At 71.3% G+C, this 21,684-nt stretch carries 19 protein-coding genes; 7 read left to right on the forward strand and 12 right to left on the reverse strand.

Annotation, left to right across the window (positions count from 1 at the left end; all coding sequences use genetic code 11):
* Window positions 1-73: 73 nt before the first annotated feature.
* Window positions 74-472 (reverse strand): (2Fe-2S) ferredoxin domain-containing protein, encoded by a 399-nt coding sequence (locus tag ACIP4Y_RS37815; RefSeq protein ID WP_401401499.1) that lies wholly within the window; start codon window positions 470-472, stop codon window positions 74-76.
* On the reverse strand, window positions 469-2,442 hold the full coding sequence (locus ACIP4Y_RS37820) for a heavy metal translocating P-type ATPase (protein WP_401401502.1): 1,974 nt from the start codon (window positions 2,440-2,442) through the stop codon (window positions 469-471). Before ACIP4Y_RS37820 ends, ACIP4Y_RS37815 begins: the two co-directional genes overlap by 4 nt.
* Window positions 2,443-2,580: 138 nt before the next feature.
* On the opposite strand from ACIP4Y_RS37820, the gene ACIP4Y_RS37825 reads away from it, so the two are divergent.
* Complete coding sequence (locus ACIP4Y_RS37825; protein ID WP_401401504.1) at window positions 2,581-2,964, forward strand: ArsR/SmtB family transcription factor; 384 nt, start codon at window positions 2,581-2,583, stop codon at window positions 2,962-2,964.
* Window positions 2,965-3,027: 63 nt separating this feature from the next.
* On the opposite strand, the gene ACIP4Y_RS37830 is transcribed toward ACIP4Y_RS37825, so the two are convergent.
* A complete protein-coding gene (locus ACIP4Y_RS37830) occupies window positions 3,028-4,323 on the reverse strand; it encodes a phosphatase PAP2 family protein (protein WP_401401507.1) in 1,296 nt (431 codons plus the stop codon).
* A gap of 736 nt (window positions 4,324-5,059) precedes the next feature.
* Between ACIP4Y_RS37830 and ACIP4Y_RS37835 the strand changes: the two genes are divergently transcribed.
* The gene (locus ACIP4Y_RS37835) at window positions 5,060-6,376 is read left to right on the forward strand and encodes a N,N-dimethylformamidase beta subunit family domain-containing protein (protein ID WP_401401509.1); all 1,317 of its coding nucleotides are present in this window, start codon (window positions 5,060-5,062) and stop codon (window positions 6,374-6,376) included.
* 274 nt (window positions 6,377-6,650) lie between these two features.
* On the opposite strand, the gene ACIP4Y_RS37840 is transcribed toward ACIP4Y_RS37835, so the two are convergent.
* Window positions 6,651-7,355 carry a hypothetical protein gene (locus ACIP4Y_RS37840; RefSeq protein WP_401401511.1) on the reverse strand — a complete coding sequence of 235 codons (705 nt, stop codon included), beginning with the start codon at window positions 7,353-7,355 and terminating at the stop codon, window positions 6,651-6,653.
* Between the two features lie 562 nt (window positions 7,356-7,917).
* Between ACIP4Y_RS37840 and ACIP4Y_RS37845 the strand changes: the two genes are divergently transcribed.
* Window positions 7,918-8,217, forward strand: a complete 300-nt coding sequence (locus ACIP4Y_RS37845; RefSeq protein ID WP_401401514.1) for a hypothetical protein — start codon at window positions 7,918-7,920, stop codon at window positions 8,215-8,217.
* Here ACIP4Y_RS37845 and ACIP4Y_RS37850 read toward each other — a convergent pair.
* Window positions 8,193-8,801, reverse strand: coding sequence for a hypothetical protein (locus tag ACIP4Y_RS37850; RefSeq protein ID WP_401401517.1), 609 nt, complete (start codon window positions 8,799-8,801; stop codon window positions 8,193-8,195). The two genes, ACIP4Y_RS37845 and ACIP4Y_RS37850, sit on opposite strands and share 25 nt — an antisense overlap.
* Before the next feature lie 206 nt (window positions 8,802-9,007).
* On the reverse strand, window positions 9,008-9,940 hold the full coding sequence (locus ACIP4Y_RS37855; protein WP_401401520.1) for a LysR family transcriptional regulator: 933 nt from the start codon (window positions 9,938-9,940) through the stop codon (window positions 9,008-9,010).
* An 89-nt stretch (window positions 9,941-10,029) separates the two neighbouring features.
* Here ACIP4Y_RS37855 and ACIP4Y_RS37860 point away from each other — a divergent pair, with 89 nt between their 5' ends.
* Window positions 10,030-11,046: an alpha/beta hydrolase family protein gene (locus tag ACIP4Y_RS37860; protein WP_401401523.1), complete on the forward strand. Its 1,017-nt coding sequence runs from the start codon at window positions 10,030-10,032 to the stop codon at window positions 11,044-11,046.
* A 108-nt stretch (window positions 11,047-11,154) separates the two neighbouring features.
* Here the strand turns inward: ACIP4Y_RS37860 and ACIP4Y_RS37865 are convergent, their stop codons facing one another.
* Window positions 11,155-12,384 (reverse strand): cytochrome P450, encoded by a 1,230-nt coding sequence (locus ACIP4Y_RS37865; protein WP_401401526.1) that lies wholly within the window; start codon window positions 12,382-12,384, stop codon window positions 11,155-11,157.
* A 12-nt stretch (window positions 12,385-12,396) separates the two neighbouring features.
* Here ACIP4Y_RS37865 and ACIP4Y_RS37870 point away from each other — a divergent pair, with 12 nt between their 5' ends.
* Window positions 12,397-12,843, forward strand: coding sequence for a GNAT family N-acetyltransferase (locus ACIP4Y_RS37870; protein ID WP_401401637.1), 447 nt, complete (start codon window positions 12,397-12,399; stop codon window positions 12,841-12,843).
* Window positions 12,844-12,916: 73 nt separating this feature from the next.
* Here ACIP4Y_RS37870 and ACIP4Y_RS37875 read toward each other — a convergent pair whose 3' ends face one another.
* Entirely contained in the window at window positions 12,917-13,282 is a 366-nt protein-coding gene (locus tag ACIP4Y_RS37875; RefSeq protein ID WP_358645956.1) for a hypothetical protein, read from the reverse strand.
* A gap of 218 nt (window positions 13,283-13,500) precedes the next feature.
* Here ACIP4Y_RS37875 and ACIP4Y_RS37880 point away from each other — a divergent pair, with 218 nt between their 5' ends.
* The gene (locus ACIP4Y_RS37880) at window positions 13,501-14,484 is read left to right on the forward strand and encodes a helix-turn-helix domain-containing protein (protein WP_401401530.1); all 984 of its coding nucleotides are present in this window, start codon (window positions 13,501-13,503) and stop codon (window positions 14,482-14,484) included.
* A 15-nt stretch (window positions 14,485-14,499) separates the two neighbouring features.
* Here the strand turns inward: ACIP4Y_RS37880 and ACIP4Y_RS37885 are convergent, their stop codons facing one another.
* The 4 genes from ACIP4Y_RS37885 to ACIP4Y_RS37900 are packed head-to-tail and all read right to left on the reverse strand — an operon-like array spanning window position 14,500 to window position 18,940.
* On the reverse strand, window positions 14,500-15,888 hold the full coding sequence (locus ACIP4Y_RS37885; protein ID WP_401401533.1) for a GH1 family beta-glucosidase: 1,389 nt from the start codon (window positions 15,886-15,888) through the stop codon (window positions 14,500-14,502).
* 17 nt (window positions 15,889-15,905) lie between these two features.
* The gene (locus tag ACIP4Y_RS37890; RefSeq protein WP_401401536.1) at window positions 15,906-16,739 is read right to left on the reverse strand and encodes a carbohydrate ABC transporter permease; all 834 of its coding nucleotides are present in this window, start codon (window positions 16,737-16,739) and stop codon (window positions 15,906-15,908) included.
* A 6-nt stretch (window positions 16,740-16,745) separates the two neighbouring features.
* Complete coding sequence (locus tag ACIP4Y_RS37895; RefSeq protein WP_401401539.1) at window positions 16,746-17,690, reverse strand: carbohydrate ABC transporter permease; 945 nt, start codon at window positions 17,688-17,690, stop codon at window positions 16,746-16,748.
* A gap of 11 nt (window positions 17,691-17,701) precedes the next feature.
* Window positions 17,702-18,940, reverse strand: coding sequence for an ABC transporter substrate-binding protein (locus tag ACIP4Y_RS37900; protein ID WP_401401542.1), 1,239 nt, complete (start codon window positions 18,938-18,940; stop codon window positions 17,702-17,704).
* A gap of 281 nt (window positions 18,941-19,221) precedes the next feature.
* On the opposite strand from ACIP4Y_RS37900, the gene yicI reads away from it, so the two are divergent.
* Window positions 19,222-21,492: an alpha-xylosidase gene (gene yicI, locus ACIP4Y_RS37905; protein WP_401401545.1), complete on the forward strand. Its 2,271-nt coding sequence runs from the start codon at window positions 19,222-19,224 to the stop codon at window positions 21,490-21,492.
* The last annotated feature ends 192 nt before the right edge of the window (window positions 21,493-21,684 follow it).

Raw genomic sequence — 21,684 nt, forward strand, 5'->3', positions numbered from 1 at the left:
AAGAGGGGCGCCTTCCCGGAAGGCGGGGGCACCCCCGCCTCCCCGACGGTCTCCATGCAACCCCTGAGGAGGGTCAGTCCTCCAGGCTCCGCCGTACGCGCCGGGACGGAGCGAACTCGTACAGGTCAAGGATGTCCGGCCGACCGGCCAGCCCCGGCCCGCCCGCACGCACCCACGCCGCGATGTCGTCCGTGGCGTCCGGGTCGTTGACCAGCCCGAGCCAGACGGGGCGGCCGCCCGCGGCCCTCCCGGCGGAGGATGGCTGGACGACGATGACGTTGGCCTGCTCGCAGGCGTCGAGGCAGTTCACCGCGCGGATCCGGGCGACCGGCGCCAGCTCGGCCTTCAGCGTGGCGAGCTGAGCGCGGTGGTCGACGCCGGGAACCTTGTCGGTGCCGCAGCAGCAGCCCCGGCAGACGGTCACCGTGCACTGGGACGCCGCCTGGGCCGTGGGCCCTTTCCGCCGGCTCACTCGGCGGCCCGCTGCCAGGCCGCCTCGCGCAGCAACCGCAGCCCGTTGAGGCCGACGAGGACGGTGGAACCCTCGTGGCCCGCGACTCCGAGCGGCAGCGGCAGGTTGCCGGCCAGGTCCCACACCACCAGGCCCGCGATGAAGACGCCGGCGACGACCAGGTTCTGCACGACGAGTCTGCGGGCGCGCCGGGACAGGGCGATCACGGCGGGAACGGTGGCGAGTTCGTCGCGCACGATCACCGCGTCGGCGGTCTCCAGAGCGAGGTCGGAGCCCGCGCGGCCCATGGCGACGCCGGTGTGGGCGGCGGCGAGTGCCGGGGCGTCGTTGACACCGTCGCCGACCACCATCATCTTGCGGCCCGCGTTCTCCGCGTCCCGGACGGCGCTGACCTTGCGCTGTGGCAGCAGCCCGGCGCGTACGTCCTCGATGCCGACCTCGGCGGCGAGGCGAGCGGCGGCGCGCGGGTTGTCGCCGGTCAGCAGCAGGGGCGCGGCCCCGGTCAGGGACGTCAGCGCGGCGACGGTGGCGGTGGCATCGGGGCGCAGCCGGTCGGCGATGCCGAGTACACCCACCGGCGTACCGTCCAGACTGACCAGTACGGCGGTCCGCCCGCCGTCCTCCAGGTCGGTGGCGAGGGCCGCTGCCCGGGCCGAGTCGTCGTCCGTCGCGCCGTTCAGCAACCGGGCCGGTGCCCCGACGGCGACGACCCGCCCGCCCAGGGTGACGCTCACGCCGACGCCCGGCGTGGAGTCGAAGTCCTCCGCCACCGGCAGCGCGAGCCCCCGCTCACGCGCCGCGTCCACGACGGCACGTGCCAGCGGATGCTCACTCGGGTGCTCCGCTGCCGCTGCGAGGACGAGAAGCTCCTCCGGGTCCCAGCCGGGCAGCGGGCGGAGGTCGGTGACCCGCGGTGTGCCCTCGGTCAGCGTGCCCGTCTTGTCGAGCGCGACCGCGTCGACCTGCCCGAGCTGTTCCATGACCACGGCCGACTTGACCAGCACACCGTGCCGTCCGGCGTTCGCGATGGCCGACAGCAGAGGCGGCATCGTGGCCAGCACGACCGCGCACGGCGAGGCCACGATCATGAAGGTCATCGCTCGCAGCAGTGAGTCGGTGAGCTGTGCGCCGAAACCCAGCGGGACCAGGAACACGGCCAGGGTCGCCGCCACCATGCCCAGCGAGTAGCGCTGTTCGGCCTTCTCGATGAACAGCTGGGTCGGTGCCTTGGTCTCGGACGCCTCCTCCACCATGCGGACGATCCGGGCGATCACCGTGTCGGATGCGTCCCGGTCGACGCGGACGCGCAGCGCCCCGGTGCCGTTGAGGGTGCCCGCGAAGACCTCATCGCCCTTCTCCTTGGCGACGGGCAGGGGTTCCCCGGTGATGGTCGCCTGGTCGACATCGCTCGCGCCGTCCAGCACCCGGCCGTCGGCGCCGACGCGCTCACCGGGACGTACGAGGATCATGTCGCCGACGGCCAGCTCCTCGACCGCGACCGTCTGCTCCCCGCCGTCGGCGTCGACACGGGTCGCGGTGGCCGGCGCGAGATCCAGCAGCCCGCGCACGGAGTCGGCCGTGCGTGCCGTGGCCAGGGCCTCCAGCGCGCCGGACGTGGCGAAGATGACGATGAGCAGCGCCCCGTCCATGACCTGCCCGATCGCCGCCGCACCGAGCGCGGCGACGACCATCAGCAGATCGACGTCGAGGGACTTCTCCCGCAGGGCCTTCAGCCCTACCCAGCCGGGCTCCCAGCCGCCGGTCGCATACGACAGCGCGTACAGCGGACCCCATGTCCACAGCGCAGCGCCGGTCAGCTGCAACGGGAGTGCGAGCACGAAGAACACGGTGGCCGCGGTCGCCCAGCGCACCTCGGGCAGGGCGAGGACACGGGTGCGGGGCCGGGCCGCACCACCGTCGCGCGCTGGTGCGGCCCTGTCGGTCGACGGCTGGGTGAGGGTGGAGGTCATCGGAGCGCAGGTCCTTCACGGACGGAGGCATGACGAAACAGCGGTCAGCCGGGTCTCCGGCGCCACTCCCACCACCGTACAGGACCACATGAAGAGCCATTCATTCGTTCATGGAAGGGGCTCCGTAGGATGAGGGCCATGGGCCACGGAACCGACGCCAAGACCACCGCCACCGCGCGCGAGCGCCTGGAGTCCGTGGGCGCCACCGAGGTGGCCGCCACACTCCAGGCCCTGGCCACCCCCTCCCGCCTGCGCATCCTGGCCCGCCTCCGGGAGGGTCCGTGCGCGGCGACCGAACTCGCGGATGCCGTTGGCATGGAGCAGTCCGCCTGCTCCCACCAGTTGCGCCTGCTGCGCAACCTCGGCCTGGTCACCGGGGAGCGTCGGGGCCGCTCGGTCATCTACGCCCTCTACGACAACCACGTCGCGGAACTGCTGGAGCAGGCACTCCACCACGTCGAGCACCTGCGTCTCGGCCTGCGCGACACCCCGGCCGACACCGAGGCGGCCGGGACCCGCTGAGTTTCACCGCGGCGGCGAACGCCCGGGGCGTCCTACCGCGCGGACGCCCACGGGTCCCCTCGCTCAGACGGGTTCGGGCTGCGGTTCCGGTTGTCGTGTTGGTGCGGCCGCCGGTTCCCATAGTTTGGTGGTCCGTAGGTAGCCGTATATCACTGAGGTCATCGCCAGAAGGAGAAGCGGCCCGAAAAACCCTGGATGTGTGGCCAGCTCCATCGGCAGATAGCGGTACGAGACCAAGAGCGCGGCAAAGACCGTGGAGCCGTAGACGACCAATTGGATTCCGCGCCGGTCCCAGCCGTGGTCGAGCGAGCGCAGCGCTGCCTCTATGGTGAGCGCGAACACGACGCCGGCGACGAGATCCACGCCGTAGTGGTAGCCGAAGCCCAGCGTGGCCGTGAGCGTGGCTATCAGCCAGAACGTCCCTGCGTATCGCAGAAGCTGTGGGCCCTTGCGGGAATGAATGAAGATCGCGGTGGCCCACGCCGTGTGCAGGCTGGGCATGCAGTTGCGGGGGGTGATCTCGTCGTAGGACATCGGGTGCGGGGCGGTGATCGACGGCGGCGTGTCCGGCCACAGGTTGGCCACCGCCCACTGCACGCCGCCGGTGCCGGAGGCGCCCGGGCCGTAGGCGAAGACCGGTCCGACCACCGGGAAGAGCATGTAGATGCCCGGTCCGAGGAGGCCGATCACCAGGAAGGTGCGCACCAGGTGGTGGCTCGGGAAGCGGCGCTCGACCGCCACGTTACGCAGCTGGTAGAGCGCGACGACGACTGCGGCCACCGCAAGCTGCGCGTAGACCAGGTGCAGAAGATGGGTGCCGATCGGGTCGGTGGCCCTGACGATCCGGCCCACGAGCCATGACGGGTTGCCCAGCGCATGGTCGGCGGTCGCCACGTACTGGTCGAGCACCGCCGGGCGGGCCTTGGATGTGATGAACAGCCAGGTATCGCCGGTTTTGCGGCCGGCCACCAGCAGCAGGCCCAGCCCGACGCCCTTCAGCAGCAGGACGCGTTCCTGGCCTGTGCGGCGCGTGACGGCGACGACCGCATATCCCGACATCACCCACAGTGCGCCGTTGCCGAAGTAACGGCCGTCGGTCATCTCGGCGCCGATCGCCCACCGCACCAGCACGAAAACGACGTCGATCCCGATCGCGATCCCAGCCGCGATGAGTCGCTGCCGCCAGGTGAGCACCACCATCATCAGCGCCAAGCCGCCGTACAGCGGCCCCGGTTTGGGGGCGAATACCAGCTCCCCCACCTGACTGGTGAGCGGCCCCGGTTGACCGTAACGGCGTGCGACGATCTCCAGCACGACCATGAATCCAAGAGCCGCCACACCCACTGCGACCCAGATCATCGCTCGCCGTTGACGCCATGCGGCCAACGCAGTTCTGTCGTTTTTTTGCGGGAACACCCGTGACGCTCTGGATTTCAATCGTTTGGCCGTTTTGTTTGTATGAGTTCGGTGGATGAAAAGCGCTGTGCGAGAGTTCGAACATGCTATCGGAGCGATGGGGCGCGGCTTACGCGGGTCGGCGGTGTCGCCAGATCGTCGTTGCGCGGCCGCCGGGCAGGCCCTCCGGATCTTCGCAGCCCCCGCCACCACGCGCCTCCCCCTCCGGCTGCTCCCCACGGCGACGCCCCCCTGGCACCGACACCCTCCTGAACCGGCATACCCCTGCGACGCCGGCCTCAGCCCCTCCGCCCTGAGGCAGACGGCGCGGACCCCGGCGCCGGCACGGTCACGCGAACCGTGGCAGGGCGCGCCGTTCGCGTTGCTGTGTCACCTTGGCCGGAGAACAGGGTGAGGCGCGAGCCCGGGTGCGGGAGGCGGTATGGGCATGGGTTCTGGCCGGCGAGGAGGTCCGGAGCAGGTACGGCGACTGGGGCGCAGGCGCTTCGTCGGGGCGTGCGCCGGAGTCGGGCTCGCCTCGGTGACGGCCGTCGCCTGCGACGGGGCCGCTCCCCCGCGTGGGCCGCACCGGGCGGACCTCTCCCACCGGCCCGAGGTGGAACGGGGCCGGCCGGGGACACCCGATTGGCGTATCACGTCCCGCGGTCCCGCTCCGGCCGTCGCCGGCTACGCAGACCGGGTGAGCGTGACCCCGGGCGAGGAATGCGGCCTGTACGTCTCGACGGCCGCGGCGTCCTTCCGGGTCTCGGCCTTCCGCGTCGGCTGGTACGGCGGGGCCCAGGCCCGGCTCGTGTGGTCGTCGGAGCGCATACGGGGCCGCGTCCGGCCGGAACCCCGCTTCCTGCCGGCCACCCGCACCGTGCGCGCGGACTGGCCGCGCACGCTCACGTTCGGCACGGCCGGCTGGCCGGAGGGTGTCTATCTGCTGCGGCTGGAGGCGGACAGCGGCCACCAGCGCTACGTCCCGCTGATCGTGCGCTCCACGCAGGGCACAGGCCGTACGGTGCTGATCCACGCCCCGGCCACCTGGCAGGCCTACAACCGGTGGGGCGGCTACAGCCTCTACGCCGGTGCCTCCGGCTCGTACGCCACCCGCTCCCTGGCCGTCAGCTTCGACCGGCCCTACGACGCCGACGGCGCGGAGAAGTTCATGGTGTACGAACGGGCGGCGGTGGTGCTGGCGGAGCGGCTCGGCATACCCCTCGCCTACACCACCGGGACGGATGTGCACCGCGACCCGGAGGTCCTGCGCGGGGCGGCCTCGGTCGTCTGTCTGGGGCACGACGAGTACTGGACCTCGCAGCAGCGCCGGCACGTCACGGAGGCCCGCGACGCCGGTACCAATGTGCTCTTCCTCGGCGCCAACACCTGTTTCCGCCGGGTCCGTCTGGAGCCGGGTGAGACGCGGCCGGACCGCACGGTGGTCTGCTACAAGTCCTCGGTCCGGGCCGACCCCTTCTACACCAGCCGGCCCGCCCTGGTGACCACCGACTTCCGCCGGGCTCCGGCGCCGGATCCCGAGTCGTCGCTCACGGGAGTGCTGTACGAGGGCTATCCGGTGGACGCGCCGTACGTCGTCCACGCGGCGGACCACTGGCTGTACGAAGGGACGGGCGTACGGCCCGGCGACGGTTTCGGCCACCTGGTCGGCGTCGAGTACGACCGGGTCACGCCTACGGCGCCCGTCCCCGAGCCGCTGGAGATAACGGCTCACTCTCCGCTGGTGTGCGGTGGCCGCCGTAGCCACAGCGACTCGGCCTACTACACGGTCCCGGGCGGCGCGGGCGTGTTCGCCACCGGCACCATGCGCTGGGTGGAGGCCCTCATGGCCGGCACCCCCGACGGCGGCCGGGACCACGGGATGGATGCCCGTACCCGCACCTTCGTCACCCGCACGACGGAGAACGTCCTGCGGGCCTTCGCGGAGGGCCCCGCCGCCCATCACCGGCCGGCAGCGCGCCCGAACGTCAGCGAGGTGTACAAGGTCAGGGTGTGAGTCCTTCACAGTACCGGACGACGAGGCGGCCGCGCAGGTCAAGGCTTCGCTACGCGTGGCGCCTTCGAGTCGGTGCCGGGTGGTGGCTACGCCCCTCGGACGCGGTCGTCGAGTGCAAGAGCTCCGTCAACGGGAACAGTTCCCAGTTGCGTCGGGCGATGGTGAGGACATCGACGAGGACGAAGCCGTCGCTCATCTCGACGCGTCGGCCGCCCTCGCCCGCTCCGCCGCCGGCCAAGGAGCCCGTCTCCACCACTCCGTGACCCAGGTCCCGTCAGGCGCGGAGGCCGGTGCCTCGACGTGGTGGTATCGGGGGGCGGAGTGTGGCGGACTTGGACTGGCGCAGATCGGCGAGGAAGTCGTCGTACGCCTCCCCCAGTTCCCGTCGGAGCACGTGAGCCCCGCGGTCGCGTACCCGTTGCAGCCATCGCCCGTAGGCGGGGGACCACAGGGCGGCCTGCACGGCGAGCATCACGAAGAATCCGACCAGCCACAGCAGCAGCCCGATCAGGATGGCTCCTCCGTAGGCGGCCGCGGGGTCGTCCGCGTCCACGACGTCGAGCCCGGCGCCCTCGGCCTTGAGGCTCGCCGTGAGGTACGCGAACACGGAGAACGCCATCCAGCCGGAGACGGCTGCGGCCGGGTAGGCCATCAACTCGGCGCGCAGGTCGATGATGTCGTCCCCGCTGCGGGGCAGCCGGTCCATCAGCCAAGTGGCCTCTTTCCAGTGCTCGTGGAAGAAACCCTCCTGGCCGGTGACCTCGGTGATGTCCTCGACTCCGCCGTCCCGTTCGACGACACCCCGCGCCAGTGCCGTGATCGGGTGGTCGCTTTCGCCGTCCGGGAGCGGGCGCCGGGCCCGGTGGACCGCCGCCCAACCGGTGACGGCCGAGTCGTGGCGGCCGTAGCCATGGGTGAACAGTGCCGCCGGGTAGAGGGCGCCGGGGTGTTCGCCGAGTTCAGCCAGGAATCGCGTCACGGTCCGATCGGTACGCCGCCGGATCACGAACGCGGTGACGTTCGCGACGAGGAAAGCGGCCGCCGTACTGAGCAGAAAGGTCTGGGCGCTCCACAACTTCACTGTCCCGCCCCCTTCGTCCGCGCCGCGGCGTCCCGGTCAGAGGAATCGCTCCGTAGATACCCCGGCCCTCCGGGCGGGGAAACGGCCACAGCACACGGGGCCGCCCGTAGCCGCCTCACAGACGAGCGCGACCGGGACGCCGAAGCGGCGCTCGTCGGAGTCGTACCACTCCCTATGGGACGACTCCTCGAACAAACCGGCATGAATTAGGCTGGGTCAGCCGGTCCGTCAGCGGCCGTTACGGTCCCGATACCGTGGGCCGCCGGGGCGCCGGGGCGCCGGCAGCTGCCGATATCGAGGTAATCGCAGGTCAGGGCGGCGAAGAAAAATCTCTACGACCTCGCCCGCGCCGCCGCCAAGCGCCCCGCCCGGCGCTCCCGCGACCCGCTGCCGGACAGCGCCCACGGGTCAGTTCCTCCACCCGCAGGGCCACGACTTCTTACCGGAGTGGGAGGAGTCCGTGAACACCACCGTGTCCCTGCTGCGCACCGAGGCCGGGTGTGCCCCGCACGACCGTGAGCTGACCGGGCTCATCGGCGAACTCGTGACCCGTAGCGGAGAGTTCCGCACGGCTTGGGCCGAGCACAACGTGCGCCTGCACCACACCGGGCGCAAGTCCTTCCGCCACCCCCCCCCGTCGGCGTCCTCACCCTCACCGCCTGGGCCGTCACGGAGGAGGCCCACACCGCGGACCGCACCGACAGCGCGGCCACGTCGGACAGCTGACGTCACCTGTCAGCTCGCGGTGAGTTGGAAGTAAGCCGTCTCCCGGTAGTCGGCGTCGGGTACGGCCACCTCGACGGTGACGGGGATTCCGGCCCGGGTCGGCTTGATGCGGACGGGGACGGTTCGCGTCTCCCCCTCGGCGAGCGGCGGCATCAGCAGGGAGGCGGTCTTCTCCCGGTCCAGCACGGTCAGGTCGTAGTCGCTGACGTAGTCGTCGCGCGGCTTGCCGGGGCGGACGACGAGCGGTGCGGGGCCATACTCCAGGACGCTGTCTTCGAGTGACTCACCCCCCGGGAGCAGTTCGTCGTCGGTGCCGTTCTCATAGGTCACGGAGAAGGCGTAGGCGCCGCCGGCCTCCGCGTGCGGCGGACCGACCGTGACCCTGAGGCCGTCTTCGTAGCGGGCCGTTGAGCCGGGGCCGAGGGGTTCGGTCACGCTGCCCGATGCACCGTCCTGTTCCATCTGACCGTACCCGTCCATCCCCTTCTGCAGGTTGTCCAGCGCGAGTGCACCGTAGGCCAACAGGGCAACGATGGCGATCGCCGCGAAGGCGCAGCAGCCGATCCAGCGGCCTTCGCTGCCGGATGTGGTGCTGTCAAGGGTCGGATCCGTCTTCATGCAGGCCACGGTAGGCATCGGCCGGGCCCGTGATCATGCGTCGCCGTACTCAACTCCCGGCTGAGTAGCTGCGGTGCCCTCGAACCCGCTGGTGGAGGGGACGCCCGCGTTGTCGGCCACCGATCGGCACACGCGCGTACGCCTGCTGCCGACCCGTGTCGACGGTCCGGCCGGCACCACCGGAGGCGTCCCCGTCGAGGTGAGCGTCAGTCGAGGGGCTTCGCGGGCGGTTCGGACAGCCAGTCGCGTGCCGGGTCGTACTCCAGCCAGCGGTGCCGGCCCGCTCGCGCGGCGCAGGCGGCGGTGAGGCTCTTCAGTCCCGGGTGCCCGGTGCCGGTGCGCCACAGCAGCGACCACGCGTACAGCGGTGTGGGGTCAACCAGCGGGACGGAACGCAGCCCGGGGATGTCCGGCAGGGGCACGTCGGCGGGCAGCAGCGAGAAACGCCGCGGGTCCTCGGCCACCTCGGCGAGGAAGTGGGTGAGGCCCAGGTTGACGCTCGTGGCTGTGTCCCGGATGCCGAACCGGTCGGCGAACCGGTGGAGGAAGTCGAGCCGTTCGAGGGCTCCGGGTGCCCACAGGACGCTGTCGCGCAACTGCTCCGGCCGCAGGGCCGGTTCGGCCGCGAGCGGATGCTCCGCGCTCAGGACGGCGTCCACCGGTTCGAGGCGGACGAGGCGGTGTGTCAGCCCCGGGTGCAGCGGAGGGTGGACCCGGCCGAATGCGGCGTCGATGTCGCCGTTCAGCAGCGCCGCCATCACCGACGGCAGGTCGCGGCCGTGCCCCAGCACCAACTCCCCTGCGCCGTCCGTTACTTGCGCCAGGGTTCGCATCGGCGCGTAGAGGTGTCCCCAGACGTCGACGCGCAGCGGACGGTCCGTTCCGACCGCTGCCGCGACCGCCGCTTCGGCAGCGGCCAGAGTGTGCCTGGCCGGCCGGAGGAAACGCTGCCCGGCCTCGGTGAGGCGTACGCCGGTGCCACCGCGGTGGAACAGCGCGGTGCCGAGCAGGGACTCCAGGCGCGCGATCCTCTTCGACAGGGCCTGCTGGGTGAGGGCGAGCGTCCCGGCCGCCCGCCCGAAGTGCAGTTCGTCGGCGGCGCACACGAAGGCCCGTACCTGCGCCAGATCAAGATCCATGTCCCGGACCTTAGGTGACAACCGATAGTTGTCGGCCGCGCGTGTTCGTTGTTGGATCGCGGCGCGGCGGCGCGGGTTGCATTCTCGGCATGCGAAGACTGATCAGCGGAACGGTGAGCCCCGCCGATTTCGCCGCCGCCCAGTGGACCCGCGCCACCGGAGCGGGCGTCGACCCTCACGAATACCGTCGCGTCACCGAGGCTCTCACCTCCCTCGCCGACTGGGGGCCGGCGTTCGTGCACACCGGACAGGCCCACCTGGAGCGCGCGGAGAAGGCGCGGTCCGCCGTCTCGGCGGGCGGGCACCTGTTGACGGCGGCCCGTTGGTTCCACCTGGCCACGCTCGCCCCCGACGGGGAGGCCGGGCCTGCGGCCGTCGAGGCGGACCACGCCCTGGGCCGCGGTCTGGCGCTGCTGGAGTCCGGTGCGCGGCGCGTGAGCGGGGAAGAATTCACCGGCTGGCTGCGCGGCCCCGCCGGCGGACCGGGCACGGTGGTCGTCGTCCCCGGCCTGGACTCGGCCAAGGAGGAGTTCCTCGACCTGGCGTCCGCACTGCTGGCCAGGGGCCTGGCGGTGTTCGCGATGGACGGCCCCGGGCAGGGCGTGCTCGCCGCGACGACGACGCTCCGGCCGGACTACGAGCAGGTCGTGGGCCGGGTCGTCGACGCGCTCGGCGTCACCCGGATCGGTCTCGTCGGCCTCAGCCTGGGCGGCTTCTTCGCGGCCCGCGCGGCGGCGCTGGAGCCGCGCGTGGCCGCGGTGGCGACGGTCAGCGGTCCCTTCCGCCTGGACTGGGAGCACCTGCCCGCACCGGTGAGGGACATCATGGCCCGCCGTACCGGAGGGACCGGCGCCGCCCGCGAGTTCGCCCGCCGGGTGGACCTCGCCCCGCTGGCACCGCGCATCGCGGCGCCGCTGCTGGTCGTGGACGGAGGCCGGGACGTCATACCGGGCGTGACCAACGGCGAGCCGCTGGCCCGCACGGCACCCCGCGGCACGTACCTCTCCGTTCCGCACGGCGACCACCTCCTCGGCAACGCCCGGCCCGACTGGCTGCCCCACCTCGCCGACCACCTCACGCACACCCTGACGGGAGTCAGCGCGTAGCGGGCGCGTCGCGGACCGGGCCGAGGTGGCGGTGAACGGTAGGCGGTGCAACCAGCGGCCCAGCTGGTGGGCGGCCCTGTACGGCACCCGGCGCAAGGCTTCCGGGGGTCAGTCCGCTCGGCCGCCCGGGGTGAACGTGACCGGGAGTTGCGCCGGGCCGCGCAGACCGCCGGGCCGCCAGGTCAGCTCGCTCGGCGGTACGGCCAGGGCCAGGTCCGGGAGGCGGCGCAGTGCCGTTCCGATGGCGATCCGGCCCTCCAGCCGGGCGAGTGGTGCGCCGAGGCAGTAGTGGATGCCGTGCCCGAAGGCGAGGTGGCCGTTGTCGCGCCGGGTGATGTCCAGCCGGTCGGGGTCGGGGAACCGGGCCGGATCACGGTCGGCGATCGCGGCCGCGATGAGTACGGTCGCGCCGCGCGGGACGGTCACGCCCGCGATCTCGACGTCTTCGCGGGCGAAGCGGGCGATGCCTGGGCTGACCGGGCCGTCGTAGCGGAGGAACTCCTCGATCGCGTCGGGGAGCAGTTCCGGGTGATCCCGCAGGAGGGTCAACTGGTCGGGGTGGGCGAGCAGCGCGGCGATGCCGCCGCCGATCAGGTTCACCGTGGTGATGTACCCGGCCACCAGCAACAGGAAGGTCATGGCGATCAGTTCGTCGTGGCTGAGCCGCTGCTCCTCGTCATGGGCGCTGATCAGCGCGCTGAGCAGGTCGTCTCCCGGCCGGGCACGCTTGGCTTCGAGGTGCGCCGTCACGTAGGCGCGCATCCGCTGCCACGCCTCGTCGACGACGGCCGGGTCGGGCATCTGCTCGCCTCGGACGAGCATGGCGTCGGTCCACCGCTGGAAGTCGTGCCGGTCGTCCACGGGGACGCCGAGCAGCTCGCTGATGACGGTGACCGGCAGGGGCAGGGCGAAGTCGGCCACGAGTTCGGCCCGGCCGGCCGGCACCACCGCGTCCAGCAGCCGGTCGGTGATCTCCTGGATCCGGGGCCGCAGCTCGGCGACCCGGCGTGCGGTGAACGCCTTCGAGACCAGGCGGCGCAGCCGGGTGTGGTCGGGCGGGTCGGAGCGGAGCATGGTGCTCATCATCGACTCCCGCTCGAACTCGGGCAGCTGTTCGATGAGGCGAGGGTCCGAGGCGTCCCGGACATCGCTGCTCAGCCGCGGATCGGACAGCGCGGCCAGCCCGTCCTCATACCGTGTGACCAGCCAGGCGTCCAAGCCCCCGGCGATGACCGCCCGCCGAACCGGGCCGCCCTCACGCAGCCGCCGGTAGAGCGGGAACGGATCCGCCACGAAGGCCGGGTCGGCGTAAGGAAGAAGCACCGGCTGCTCAGTCATCACACCTCCCGGATAGACCTCGTATACAGGGTCATATACCCACATTCTCCGCCCCGCTGGCTGCCGTCACCTTGCCCGCCGCCCGAGCGCTCGAGCGCCCGAGCCGGGGGATCTCCGCCAACCCAGCCGACTGCTGGTCTCAGCTGCGAGAGACTTGCGGGATGCGTGATCGCTTGGAAGCGTCCCCGGGGTTGTGGTTGCGTCGCTGGACGCCGCCGACCGGTGGCCCGGGCCTGCCGGTCGCTGGCCCGCCGGGCCTTCGACGACGCGGGACTCTTCCGGTTGGAGTCGGGACATCGGGTCGACAACCCGGATTCCTGCCGGGTGGCCCGGGCCGCGGGCTTCTCCGTGGAGGGGATCGAGCGCCAGAGGCTGGAGTACGACGGCGTGCGGTGCGACGTGGAACGCCATGCGCGGCTCGCCACGGACGAGGAGCCTGCGCCGTCCCGGTCGGCCTGACGGGACCGGACCGCGTCGGACACTCATGCGGCCGGGGCCCCCGTAGGGCGCCCCGGCCGGGATGCGCGTGGGGTCAGCAGGCGTCGATGTACCAGACGGGGCCCCAGTCGCCGTGGGCGTCCGAGGAGGGGGCGCCCGGCGTGGTGTAGATGAGCCTCTTGTTCTTGTCGTACATGCGGGCCTTCGTCCCCGCCGACTGGTTGTTGTACCAGGACCCGCCGCTGTTCAGACCGTCGGGGATCTCCTGCAGGTAACAGTCCTTGAACTTGAAGGCCAGTACCTTGAAGTTCGCCTCCTTGTAGCCGCAGAAGTAGTACTTCGGGCAGTCGGACGGAGCCGCCGTCGCCCGGGGCTGAGCAGAGGCGGCGGGGGCGAGCATGCCGGCCAGACCGAACATCGCGGCAGCCGCGGCGAGGCCGACCTTGTGTGACGTCCGCACGAAGAATCCTCCCATCTCATGGACACACCGCCCGGAAACCGGCGGTGCGCTCCGAGCCTGCCCGCTCGCCGCCCCCGGCGTCGTGAGCACACGGCGCACACTGCTTGGCACACAGCGCACACGCCGATTGACGAAGAAGCGTCTTCCGTCGGCAGCCCGCAGCGGCAGAGAGTGCTGGGTGACCACGAGCAACACCGGTGACGCCACGGGGAAACGTCATGATGACCGTCCTGGACACCTCCTGCCTGCCGCCCGCCGAGCGAACGACCGCCTGGGCGGAGACGACCGCCCTGGCCCTGGTGACAACCCGCTTCCGGTTTCCCGACCCCGCGAACTTCGGGGCGCACATCCGCGCCATGGCGCTGGGGCCGGTACAGGTGTCGGCGATCTCGTACGCGCAGCTGGTCTGCTACCGCTCTCCGCGCCTGATCCGTGAGTCGGACCCGGAGCTGTACCAGATCGCCGTCATCACCTCGGGGCGGCAGGGCATCGAGCAGGCGCGGCACAACACCGTCGTCAGCCCCGGTGAGATCGTCCTGTACGACAGCTCCCGGCCCTTCGAGGCGTCGGCCCGCGGCCCGGGCAGCTGCGGTTCCCTGGTTCTGCAGTTCCCCAGGCGCCTCATGCCGTTGCCCGACCGCGTGGTCGCCCCGCTGTGCGGGACGGCCCTCGGCGCGGCCGACGGCGTCGGGCACGTCTTCCGCCAGACCCTGGCCAGCCTGGCGCAGGCGGAATCCGACCTCACCGCCCCCGACCGGCAAAGGCTCGGCACGACCGTCGTCGACCTCGCCGCGGCGGTCATCGCCCGGCGTGCCGACCGTACGTCCGTGCTGCCCCCGGAGAGCCGCCTGGCGACGCTGTACCAGCAGATCACCGCGTTCATCACCCGGCACCTGCACGACACCGGCCTGGGTCCGGCCGCGGTCGCGGCGGCGCACAGCATCTCGACGCGCTACCTGCACCGTGTCTTCCAGGTGCACGGCACGACCGTGAACGGGTTCATCCGCCGGGAACGGATCGCCCGCTGCCGCCGGGACCTGGCGGACCCCCTGCTCCAGGCCACGCCCGTCAGCGCGATCGGGGCCCGCTGGGGCTACCCGAGGGCCTCCGACTTCACCCGCGCCTTCCGCACCGCGACGGGCATGACACCCACCGAGTACCGGGGCCTGCGCAACCAAGCCGATGGCGGGACGCCGCCCTAGGGAGCGCAGGTGCCGTCAGTCCCGCTGGGCGGCGATCAGTGCCCGGTACCAGCGGTAGCTGTCCTTCGGCGTGCGCCGCTGCGTGTCGTAGTCCACGCGGACGATGCCGAACCGTTTGCCGTAGCCGAGGGCCCACTCGAAGTTGTCCAGCAGCGACCAGACGTAGTACCCGCGCACGTCGACGCCCGCGTCCAGGGCCGCCCTCAGCGCGGTGAGGTGCTCGCGCAGGTACGCGACGCGGTCGCTGTCGTGCACCGCACCGTCCGCGCTCACCTCGTCGTGCTCGGCGGAGCCGTTCTCCGTGATGTGGATCGGGGGCAGCGCGTCGCCGTACCGTTCCTTCAGTTCCACCAGGAGGTCGGTGAAGCTGTCCGGGACGACCGGCCACTCCATCGCGGTGTGCCGAACCCCCTCCAGCCGTACCTCCGCGTACCGGTTGTCCGTCGCCGTGCGCCGCGCCGGATCGGTCTCCCGGTGCGGGGCGTCGGCCACGACGACCGGCCGGTAGTAGTTGATGCCGAGGAAGTCCAGCGGCTGCCCGATCAGTGCCAGGTCGCCGTCGCGCCGGAAGTCCTGGCCGCTGATCAGCTCGCCCCAGGTTCCCTCCTCGGTCCGCGGGTAGCGGCCCCCGAGGAGCGGCTCGGTCCACACCAGGTTGTGCTGGGTGTCCGCGCGGACGACGGCGGCCCGGTCGGCGGCGGAGTCGGTGGCGGGCAGATTGCGGTCGAGGTTGAGGGTGATGCCCACCTCGCGCACCCCGGCCGCCCGCAGTGCCCCGACCGCGAGTCCGTGCCCGACCAGCAGGTGGTGGGCGGCGGCGAGCGCGCCCCGGCCCTCCTGGGCGCCGGGGGCGTGGCGGCCGACGGAGTAGCCGAGGAAAGCGCTGCACCACGGCTCGTTCAGGGTGATCCAGCGCGGTACGCGGTCGCCCAGGTGTGCGGCGACGGCCGCCGTGTACTCGGCGAACCGCTCGGCGGTCTCCCTGGCCCGCCAGCCGCCCCGGTCCTCCAGGGCCTGCGGCAGGTCCCAGTGGTAGAGGGTGGCGGCCGGCTCGATGCCCGCCGCGAGCAGTTCGTCGACGAGACGGGAGTAGAAGTCCAGTCCCTTGGGGTTCACCGGGCCGGAGCCGTCGGGCACGATCCGCGGCCAGGCGATCGAGAACCGGTAGGAGTCGACGCCGAGTTCCCGCAGCAGCGCGATGTCCTCGGGGTAGCGGTGGTAGTGGTCGCAGGCGACGTCACCGGTGTCGCCGTTCGCCACCCGGCCGGGGGTGTGACTGTAGGTGTCCCAGATCGACGGGCCGCGGCCGTCCTCGTCCACCGCGCCCTCGATCTGGTAGGAGGCGGTGGCGGCGCCGAAGACGAACCCCCCGGGGAAGCGGGGGAAGGCCTGGGAGTCGGTCATGTGCGGTGCTCCGGAAGTCACTTGACGGATCCGCCGGTGATGCCGGCGGCGATGTACTTCTGCGCGAGGACGAGCAGGACGGCGGCGGGGATCGCGGACAGCACGGAAGCGGCCATCACCGAGCCCCAGTCGCCCACGTGCGCGCCGATGTACTGGTAGACGCCCAGCGTGATCGGCTTGACGTCGTCGGTGGTGTTGAGGGTGAGCGCGAACATGAAGTCGCTCCACGCGAACAGGAACGCGAACAGGCCCGAGGTGATCAGGGAGTTGCGGCTCATCGGCAGCACCACCTGCACGAAGGTGCGCAGCCGGCCCGCCCCGTCCATCTGCGCGGCCTCGATCACCTCGCCGGGGATGGACAGCATGAACGACCGCATCAGCACGATCGAGAAGGGGATGCCCAGTGAGGCGTCCGCGAGCATCAGGCCGGCGTAGGAGTTGACCAGGCCCAGATCGACGTACGAGGTGTACAGCGCGTTGGCGATGACGATCCCCGGCACCATCTGCGTGATCAGCGTGCCGAACACGAGGGTGCGCGTGCCGCGCAGCCGGAACTGCGCCAGCCCGTACGCCGCCGGAGCCGCGATCGCCAGGCAGACGACGACCGCGCCGAGCGAGACCACCAGCGACGTCAGCAGGTGGCCGCCCTGGTCGCCGAGCGCCTTGGAGAAGCCGGACAGGTTCAGGCTGTGCGGTACGGGATCGACCTCCAGCAGCCCGGACTCGGGCTGCAGTGCCGTGTTGAGCATCCAGTACAGCGGGAACAGCATCACGCACAGGACGAGCACACCGGCCACGGTGGAGCCCCAACGGCGCTTGCCGGCAGACGGCTTGGCGTTCTCAGCGGCCATCGTCGGTCACTTCCCCTCGGTGCGGTTGGCCCGCAGGTACAACACCGCGAACACCGCGGAGATCAGGATCAGTACGTTGCCGACGACGGCGCCCGCCCCGAAGTCCAGCCGTACGAAGGAGTTCTGGTAGGTGAGCGTGCCCAGGGTCTGGGTGGCGTCGGCGGGGCCGCCGTCCGTGAGGGCCAGGATCAGGTCGAGGATCTTGACCGTCGACATGAAGCCCAGGACGAGGACGACCGTGATGACGGGCCGGAGCATCGGCAGGGTGATCGAGCGGAACGTCCGCCAGGCGGAGGCGCCGTCCAGGGCGGCCGCCTCGTACAGCTCACGGGGGACCTCTTGGAGACCGCCGTACAGGATGACCATGTTGAACGGGATGCCGATCCATATGTTGACCAGGATGACGGACAGCAGCGCCATGTGCGGACTGGTCAGCCATGGAGTGTGGCCGCCCAGGCCGAGCGTGTCGAGGAAGGAGTTCAGCACCCCCGTGTCCTGGTCGAGGATGCGTCGCCACACGATGCCGGAGACCACCATGGGCACCAGCCAGGGCAGCAGGATCAGCGAGCGGAGGGCGCCGTTCAGCGGAAACCTCCGGCTGAAGAACACGGCGAGGGCGAGGCCGATGCAGAACTGGCCGAGCAGTGAGCCCGCGGTGAAGACGAGCGTGTGCCACAGCGCCTTGCCGAACAGGGCGTCCTGGAAGACCTTCGACCAGTTGTCGAAGCCGTTGAGGGGCGCCTCGCCGGTGAAGAACGTCGTCGGCGTGTAGTGCTGGAAGCTCATCACGACGTTGCGGACGAGCGGGTAGCCGAAGAACAGCAGCATGAAGAGGACCGCAGGGGCGACGAACCCCCACTGGGCCAGCCTGCGCCGGCGCCGGAGCCGGGCGGGGGCCGGTCGGCCGGCCTCGGACACCGCAGTGGGTGCGGTGACGGTGGACGTGGTCATCTGCGCGTTCCTCAGTTCCCGCTCGTGGCCCGCTGCTGGGCGCGCTGGAGGGCGGCCTGGCTGGACTGGCCGGTCAGGGCGGCCTGGAAGGCGCTCTGCAGGGCGAGCGACACGCCCGACCAGCCTGCGCCGAGCTCGGCCGTACGGGACCGGGCCGCGGCCACCTGGTCGGCCAGCGCGTCCAGCTCGGGCACCTGCTTGCGCCATGCGGCGGCGGCTTTCTCGTTGGCCGGGACCATCCAGCTGTTGCGCGCGTACGTCAGCTGCTCCCGCTCGCTCGACAGGCAGGCGACGATCTTCCCCGCCATCCGCTCCCGCCGTTCGTCACCGGTGTTCGGGACGGTGAGCACGGCACCGCCCAGCGGGCCCACGGACTTCTCCCCCGCCTTCGGCACCGGGATCCGCGCGATGCCCCAGTGCAGTGACTTCCTGGTGTTCAGCGTCTCGACCTGCCACGGGCCGTTGATCATCATCGCGGCGTTGCCCGCCATGAACTGGTCGTTGACGTCGGCCTGCGTCCAGCCCACCGTCGACTTCGACAGCGAGCCGTCCTTCAGCAGGCTCTTCCAGTAGTCCAGCGCCTCGACCACCTTCGGCCCGTCGAGCCGTGTCTCGTCCCCGCCGTTGGACCACATGAACGGCGTGAACTGGAAGACGCCGTCCTCGGCGCCGCCCGCGCTGAGCGCGAGGCCGTACCGCTTCCCGCGCGTCAGCTCCTTCGCCGTCTGTCGCAGCTCGGCCCAGGTGGCGGGCACCTGCAGACCCGCCTGGTCGAGGACGTCCTTGTTGTAGAAGAGCGCGAGAGTGTTCACCGACCGGGCGGCTCCGTAGTACGTCCCCTTGTACGAGCCGAAGTTGACGATGCCCTGCGGGATGTCCTCGGTGCCCAGCCCGAGCGTGCGGAGGTCGATCAGTCCGCCGGCCTCGGCGAACGTCGGCATCTCCGATGCGTCGAACTGCACGATGTCGGACAGCGACTTGGAGGACGCCATCCGCAGTGCCTTCGTCATCACCTGCGCCGCCGGGACGCTCTGCTGCTCGACGGTGACGCCCAGCTGCTTGCCGCAGCGGGCCATCGCCTGCGCGTCCCAGCGGTGGTACGTCTCGTCGGTCGACGAGTTCAGCACGGTGTAGACGGAGCTGTCGCGCTGCTGACCGCAGCCTGTCAGCGCGGCCCCGGCGACCAGGGCGGAGGCGGCTGCGACTGGTAGCACGGCACTGCGGGAGCGTCTATTGAAGCGCTTCGACATGCGTGGCCCTTGCTTCCTACTGTCCGGCGGCACTGCCGGACGCGTTTGTTTATTGGCATGACTAATACGCCATGCGCGGGTCCGGCGCCAGACCCGGGCAGATGCCCGTTCGTTCACAGTCCGTCACGACGATGGCCGAGAAAACCCTTATCCTGGCAGGTCAGAGAGATTTTTCCACCGTTCGACCCGGTCCGCCGGGGACCTGTCCTGTGTACGATCAAACGGCCGGGCGACGCCTCAGCGCCCCACTCCCACCCGTCCAGCTCCCCCGAGGGAAGAACATGAAGTTCACCAACGGCTTTTGGCGCGTCCGCGACGGCGTGCAGATCGCGTACGCCACCGAGGCACGCGATGTACGCAGTGAATCGAAGCGCTTCACTGCCTATGCCGCCGTGCGGAAGGTGACCCGGAGAGGGGACACGCTCAACGCGCCGCTCCTCACGGTCGACTGCTTCTCGCCGGCCGAGGGCGTCATCGGCGTCCGGGTCACGCACCACGCCGGCAAGCGCCACCCCGGCCCGGACTTCGCCCTCACCCCCGAGCCGGACGGTGCGGGCGCCGTGCGCCGCGACGGCACCGTCACGGAGCTGACCAGCGGCCCGCTGACCCTCCGTCTGGACGAGGCGGCTCCCTGGGCCCTGGCCTTCCACGGCCCGGACGGGCGGGAGGTGACCCGGGCCGGCGCCAAGGGCACCGCCTTCGCCACCACCGAGGACGGCGCGCACCATGTCCTCGCCCAGCTCGCGCTCGGTGTCGGCGAGCAGGTCTACGGCCTCGGCGAGCGCTTCACCCCGTTCGTCAAGAACGGCCAGGTCGTCGACATCTGGCAGGCCGACGGCGGCACCAGCAGCGAGCAGGCCTACAAGAACATCCCGTTCTACCTCTCCTCGCGCGGCTACGGCGTCTTCGTCAACCACCCCGGCCGGGTCTCCTTCGAGGTGGGCTCCGAGTCCGTCGGCCAGGTGCAGTTCAGCGTCGAGGACCAGAGCCTCGAGTACTACGTGATCGCCGGCCCCACTCCCAAGGAGGTCCTGGCCCGCTACACCGCCCTCACGGGCCGTCCGGCCCTGCCGCCCGCCTGGTCGTTCGGCCTCTGGCTGACCACGTCCTTCACCACCGACTACGACGAGGCGACGGTGACGTCCTTCGTGGACGGCATGGCCGAGCGCGGCATCCCGCTGACGGTCTTCCACTTCGACTGCTTCTGGATGCGCGAGTACCAGTGGTGCGACTTCGCCTGGGACCCCGCCGTATTCCCCGACCCGGAGGGCATGCTGGCCCGCCTCAAGGACAAGGGCCTCAGGGTCAGCGCGTGGATCAACCCGTACATCGCCCAGAAGTCCCCGCTGTTCGAGGAGGCGGCCACCCTCGGCCACCTCGTGCGCCGCCCGAATGGCGACGTGTGGCAGTGGGACCTGTGGCAGCCCGGCATGGGTCTGGTCGACTTCACCAGCCCCGACGCCCGCGCCTGGTTCCAGGGCAAGCTCAAGACGCTGCTCGACCAGGGCGTGGACTGCTTCAAGACCGACTTCGGCGAGCGCGTCCCCACCGACGTCGTCTGGCACGACGGCTCCGACCCGGAGCGGATGCACAACTACTACACCCACCTGTACAACCGGACCGTCTTCGAACTGCTGCTGAAGGAGCGGGGCGAGGGCGAGGCCGTCCTCTTCGCCCGGTCCGCGACCGCGGGCGGCCAGCAGTACCCCGTGCACTGGGGCGGCGACTGCTGGGCGTCCTTCGAGGCCATGGCCGAGTCCCTGCGCGGCGGGCTGTCCCTGTCCCTGAGCGGCTTCGGCTTCTGGAGCCACGACATCGGCGGCTTCGAGGGCACGCCCGACCCGGCGGTGTTCAAGCGCTGGCTCGCCTTCGGGCTGCTCTCCTCGCACAGCCGACTGCACGGCTCCACGTCGTACCGCGTGCCGTGGAACTTCGGCGACGAGGCCGTGGCGGTGGCCCGGCAGTTCACGCTGCTCAAGCACCGCCTCATGCCCTACCTCTACGGCGCCGCCGCCGAGGCCCACCGCACCGGCGTCCCGGTGATGCGGCCGATGCTCCTGGAGTTCCCGCAGGACCCGGCGTGCCGGCCGCTGGACCGCCAGTACATGCTCGGCCCGGACCTGCTGGTCGCGCCGGTGTTCACGGAGGACGGCGAGGTCGAGGTCTACCTCCCCGGGGGCACCTGGACGCACCTGCTGACCGGCGAGCGGGTCACCGGCCCGGTCTGGCGCACCGAGCGGCACGCCTACGACAGCCTGCCGCTGTACGTCCGCGAGGGCGCCCTCCTGCCGCTCGCCTCCGACGACGGCCGCCCCGACGGCGACTGGCTGGACACGCCGACCCTGCTGGTCCACCCCACGGACGCGCCGGACTACACCGCCGAGACGACGGTGCCCGACCTGACGGGCGCCCCGGCCGCCGCCTTCACCGTCCGCCGCGAGGGCGCCCGGCTGCGGGTCACCGCGCGCGGCAGCGACCGCCCGTTCACCGTCCGCGTCGCCGGCGGCACGACCGCGACGGGCGCGGGCGAGGTGGTCGTACCCCTGGACTGAGCGGTGTGGCGTCGGCCCTGCGGTGGCCTGCGGCGCCGGACGCGGCGTCGGAGCCCCGCTGGGCGACGCCCACGAACGGGCGGTCCGTCATGTGCGGAGCGCGGGGCGTTGGTGACGGTAACCGCACCCGTTCGGCGCGTCAGGTATCCGCGCGACTCACCAGGGATGGTTACTTGTTGACATACGTGACGG

Origin of the sequence: Streptomyces sp. NPDC088810, from assembly GCF_044750305.1 — a bacterium.
Lineage (GTDB): Bacteria > Actinomycetota > Actinomycetes > Streptomycetales > Streptomycetaceae > Streptomyces.

Coding starts and splice junctions, on each gene's coding strand:
- ACIP4Y_RS37900 (WP_401401542.1), bottom strand. CDS start 18,940: ATGTCGAAGCGCTTCAATAGACGCTCCCGCAGTGCCGTGCTACCAGTC.
- ACIP4Y_RS37820 (WP_401401502.1), bottom strand. CDS start 2,442: ATGACCTCCACCCTCACCCAGCCGTCGACCGACAGGGCCGCACCAGCG.
- ACIP4Y_RS37830 (WP_401401507.1), bottom strand. CDS start 4,323: ATGATCTGGGTCGCAGTGGGTGTGGCGGCTCTTGGATTCATGGTCGTG.
- ACIP4Y_RS37865 (WP_401401526.1), bottom strand. CDS start 12,384: ATGACTGAGCAGCCGGTGCTTCTTCCTTACGCCGACCCGGCCTTCGTG.
- ACIP4Y_RS37895 (WP_401401539.1), bottom strand. CDS start 17,690: ATGACCACGTCCACCGTCACCGCACCCACTGCGGTGTCCGAGGCCGGC.
- ACIP4Y_RS37855 (WP_401401520.1), bottom strand. CDS start 9,940: ATGGATCTTGATCTGGCGCAGGTACGGGCCTTCGTGTGCGCCGCCGAC.
- ACIP4Y_RS37890 (WP_401401536.1), bottom strand. CDS start 16,739: ATGGCCGCTGAGAACGCCAAGCCGTCTGCCGGCAAGCGCCGTTGGGGC.
- ACIP4Y_RS37860 (WP_401401523.1), top strand. CDS start 10,030: ATGCGAAGACTGATCAGCGGAACGGTGAGCCCCGCCGATTTCGCCGCC.
- ACIP4Y_RS37885 (WP_401401533.1), bottom strand. CDS start 15,888: ATGACCGACTCCCAGGCCTTCCCCCGCTTCCCCGGGGGGTTCGTCTTC.
- ACIP4Y_RS37880 (WP_401401530.1), top strand. CDS start 13,501: ATGATGACCGTCCTGGACACCTCCTGCCTGCCGCCCGCCGAGCGAACG.
- yicI (WP_401401545.1), top strand. CDS start 19,222: ATGAAGTTCACCAACGGCTTTTGGCGCGTCCGCGACGGCGTGCAGATC.
- ACIP4Y_RS37850 (WP_401401517.1), bottom strand. CDS start 8,801: ATGAAGACGGATCCGACCCTTGACAGCACCACATCCGGCAGCGAAGGC.
- ACIP4Y_RS37825 (WP_401401504.1), top strand. CDS start 2,581: ATGGGCCACGGAACCGACGCCAAGACCACCGCCACCGCGCGCGAGCGC.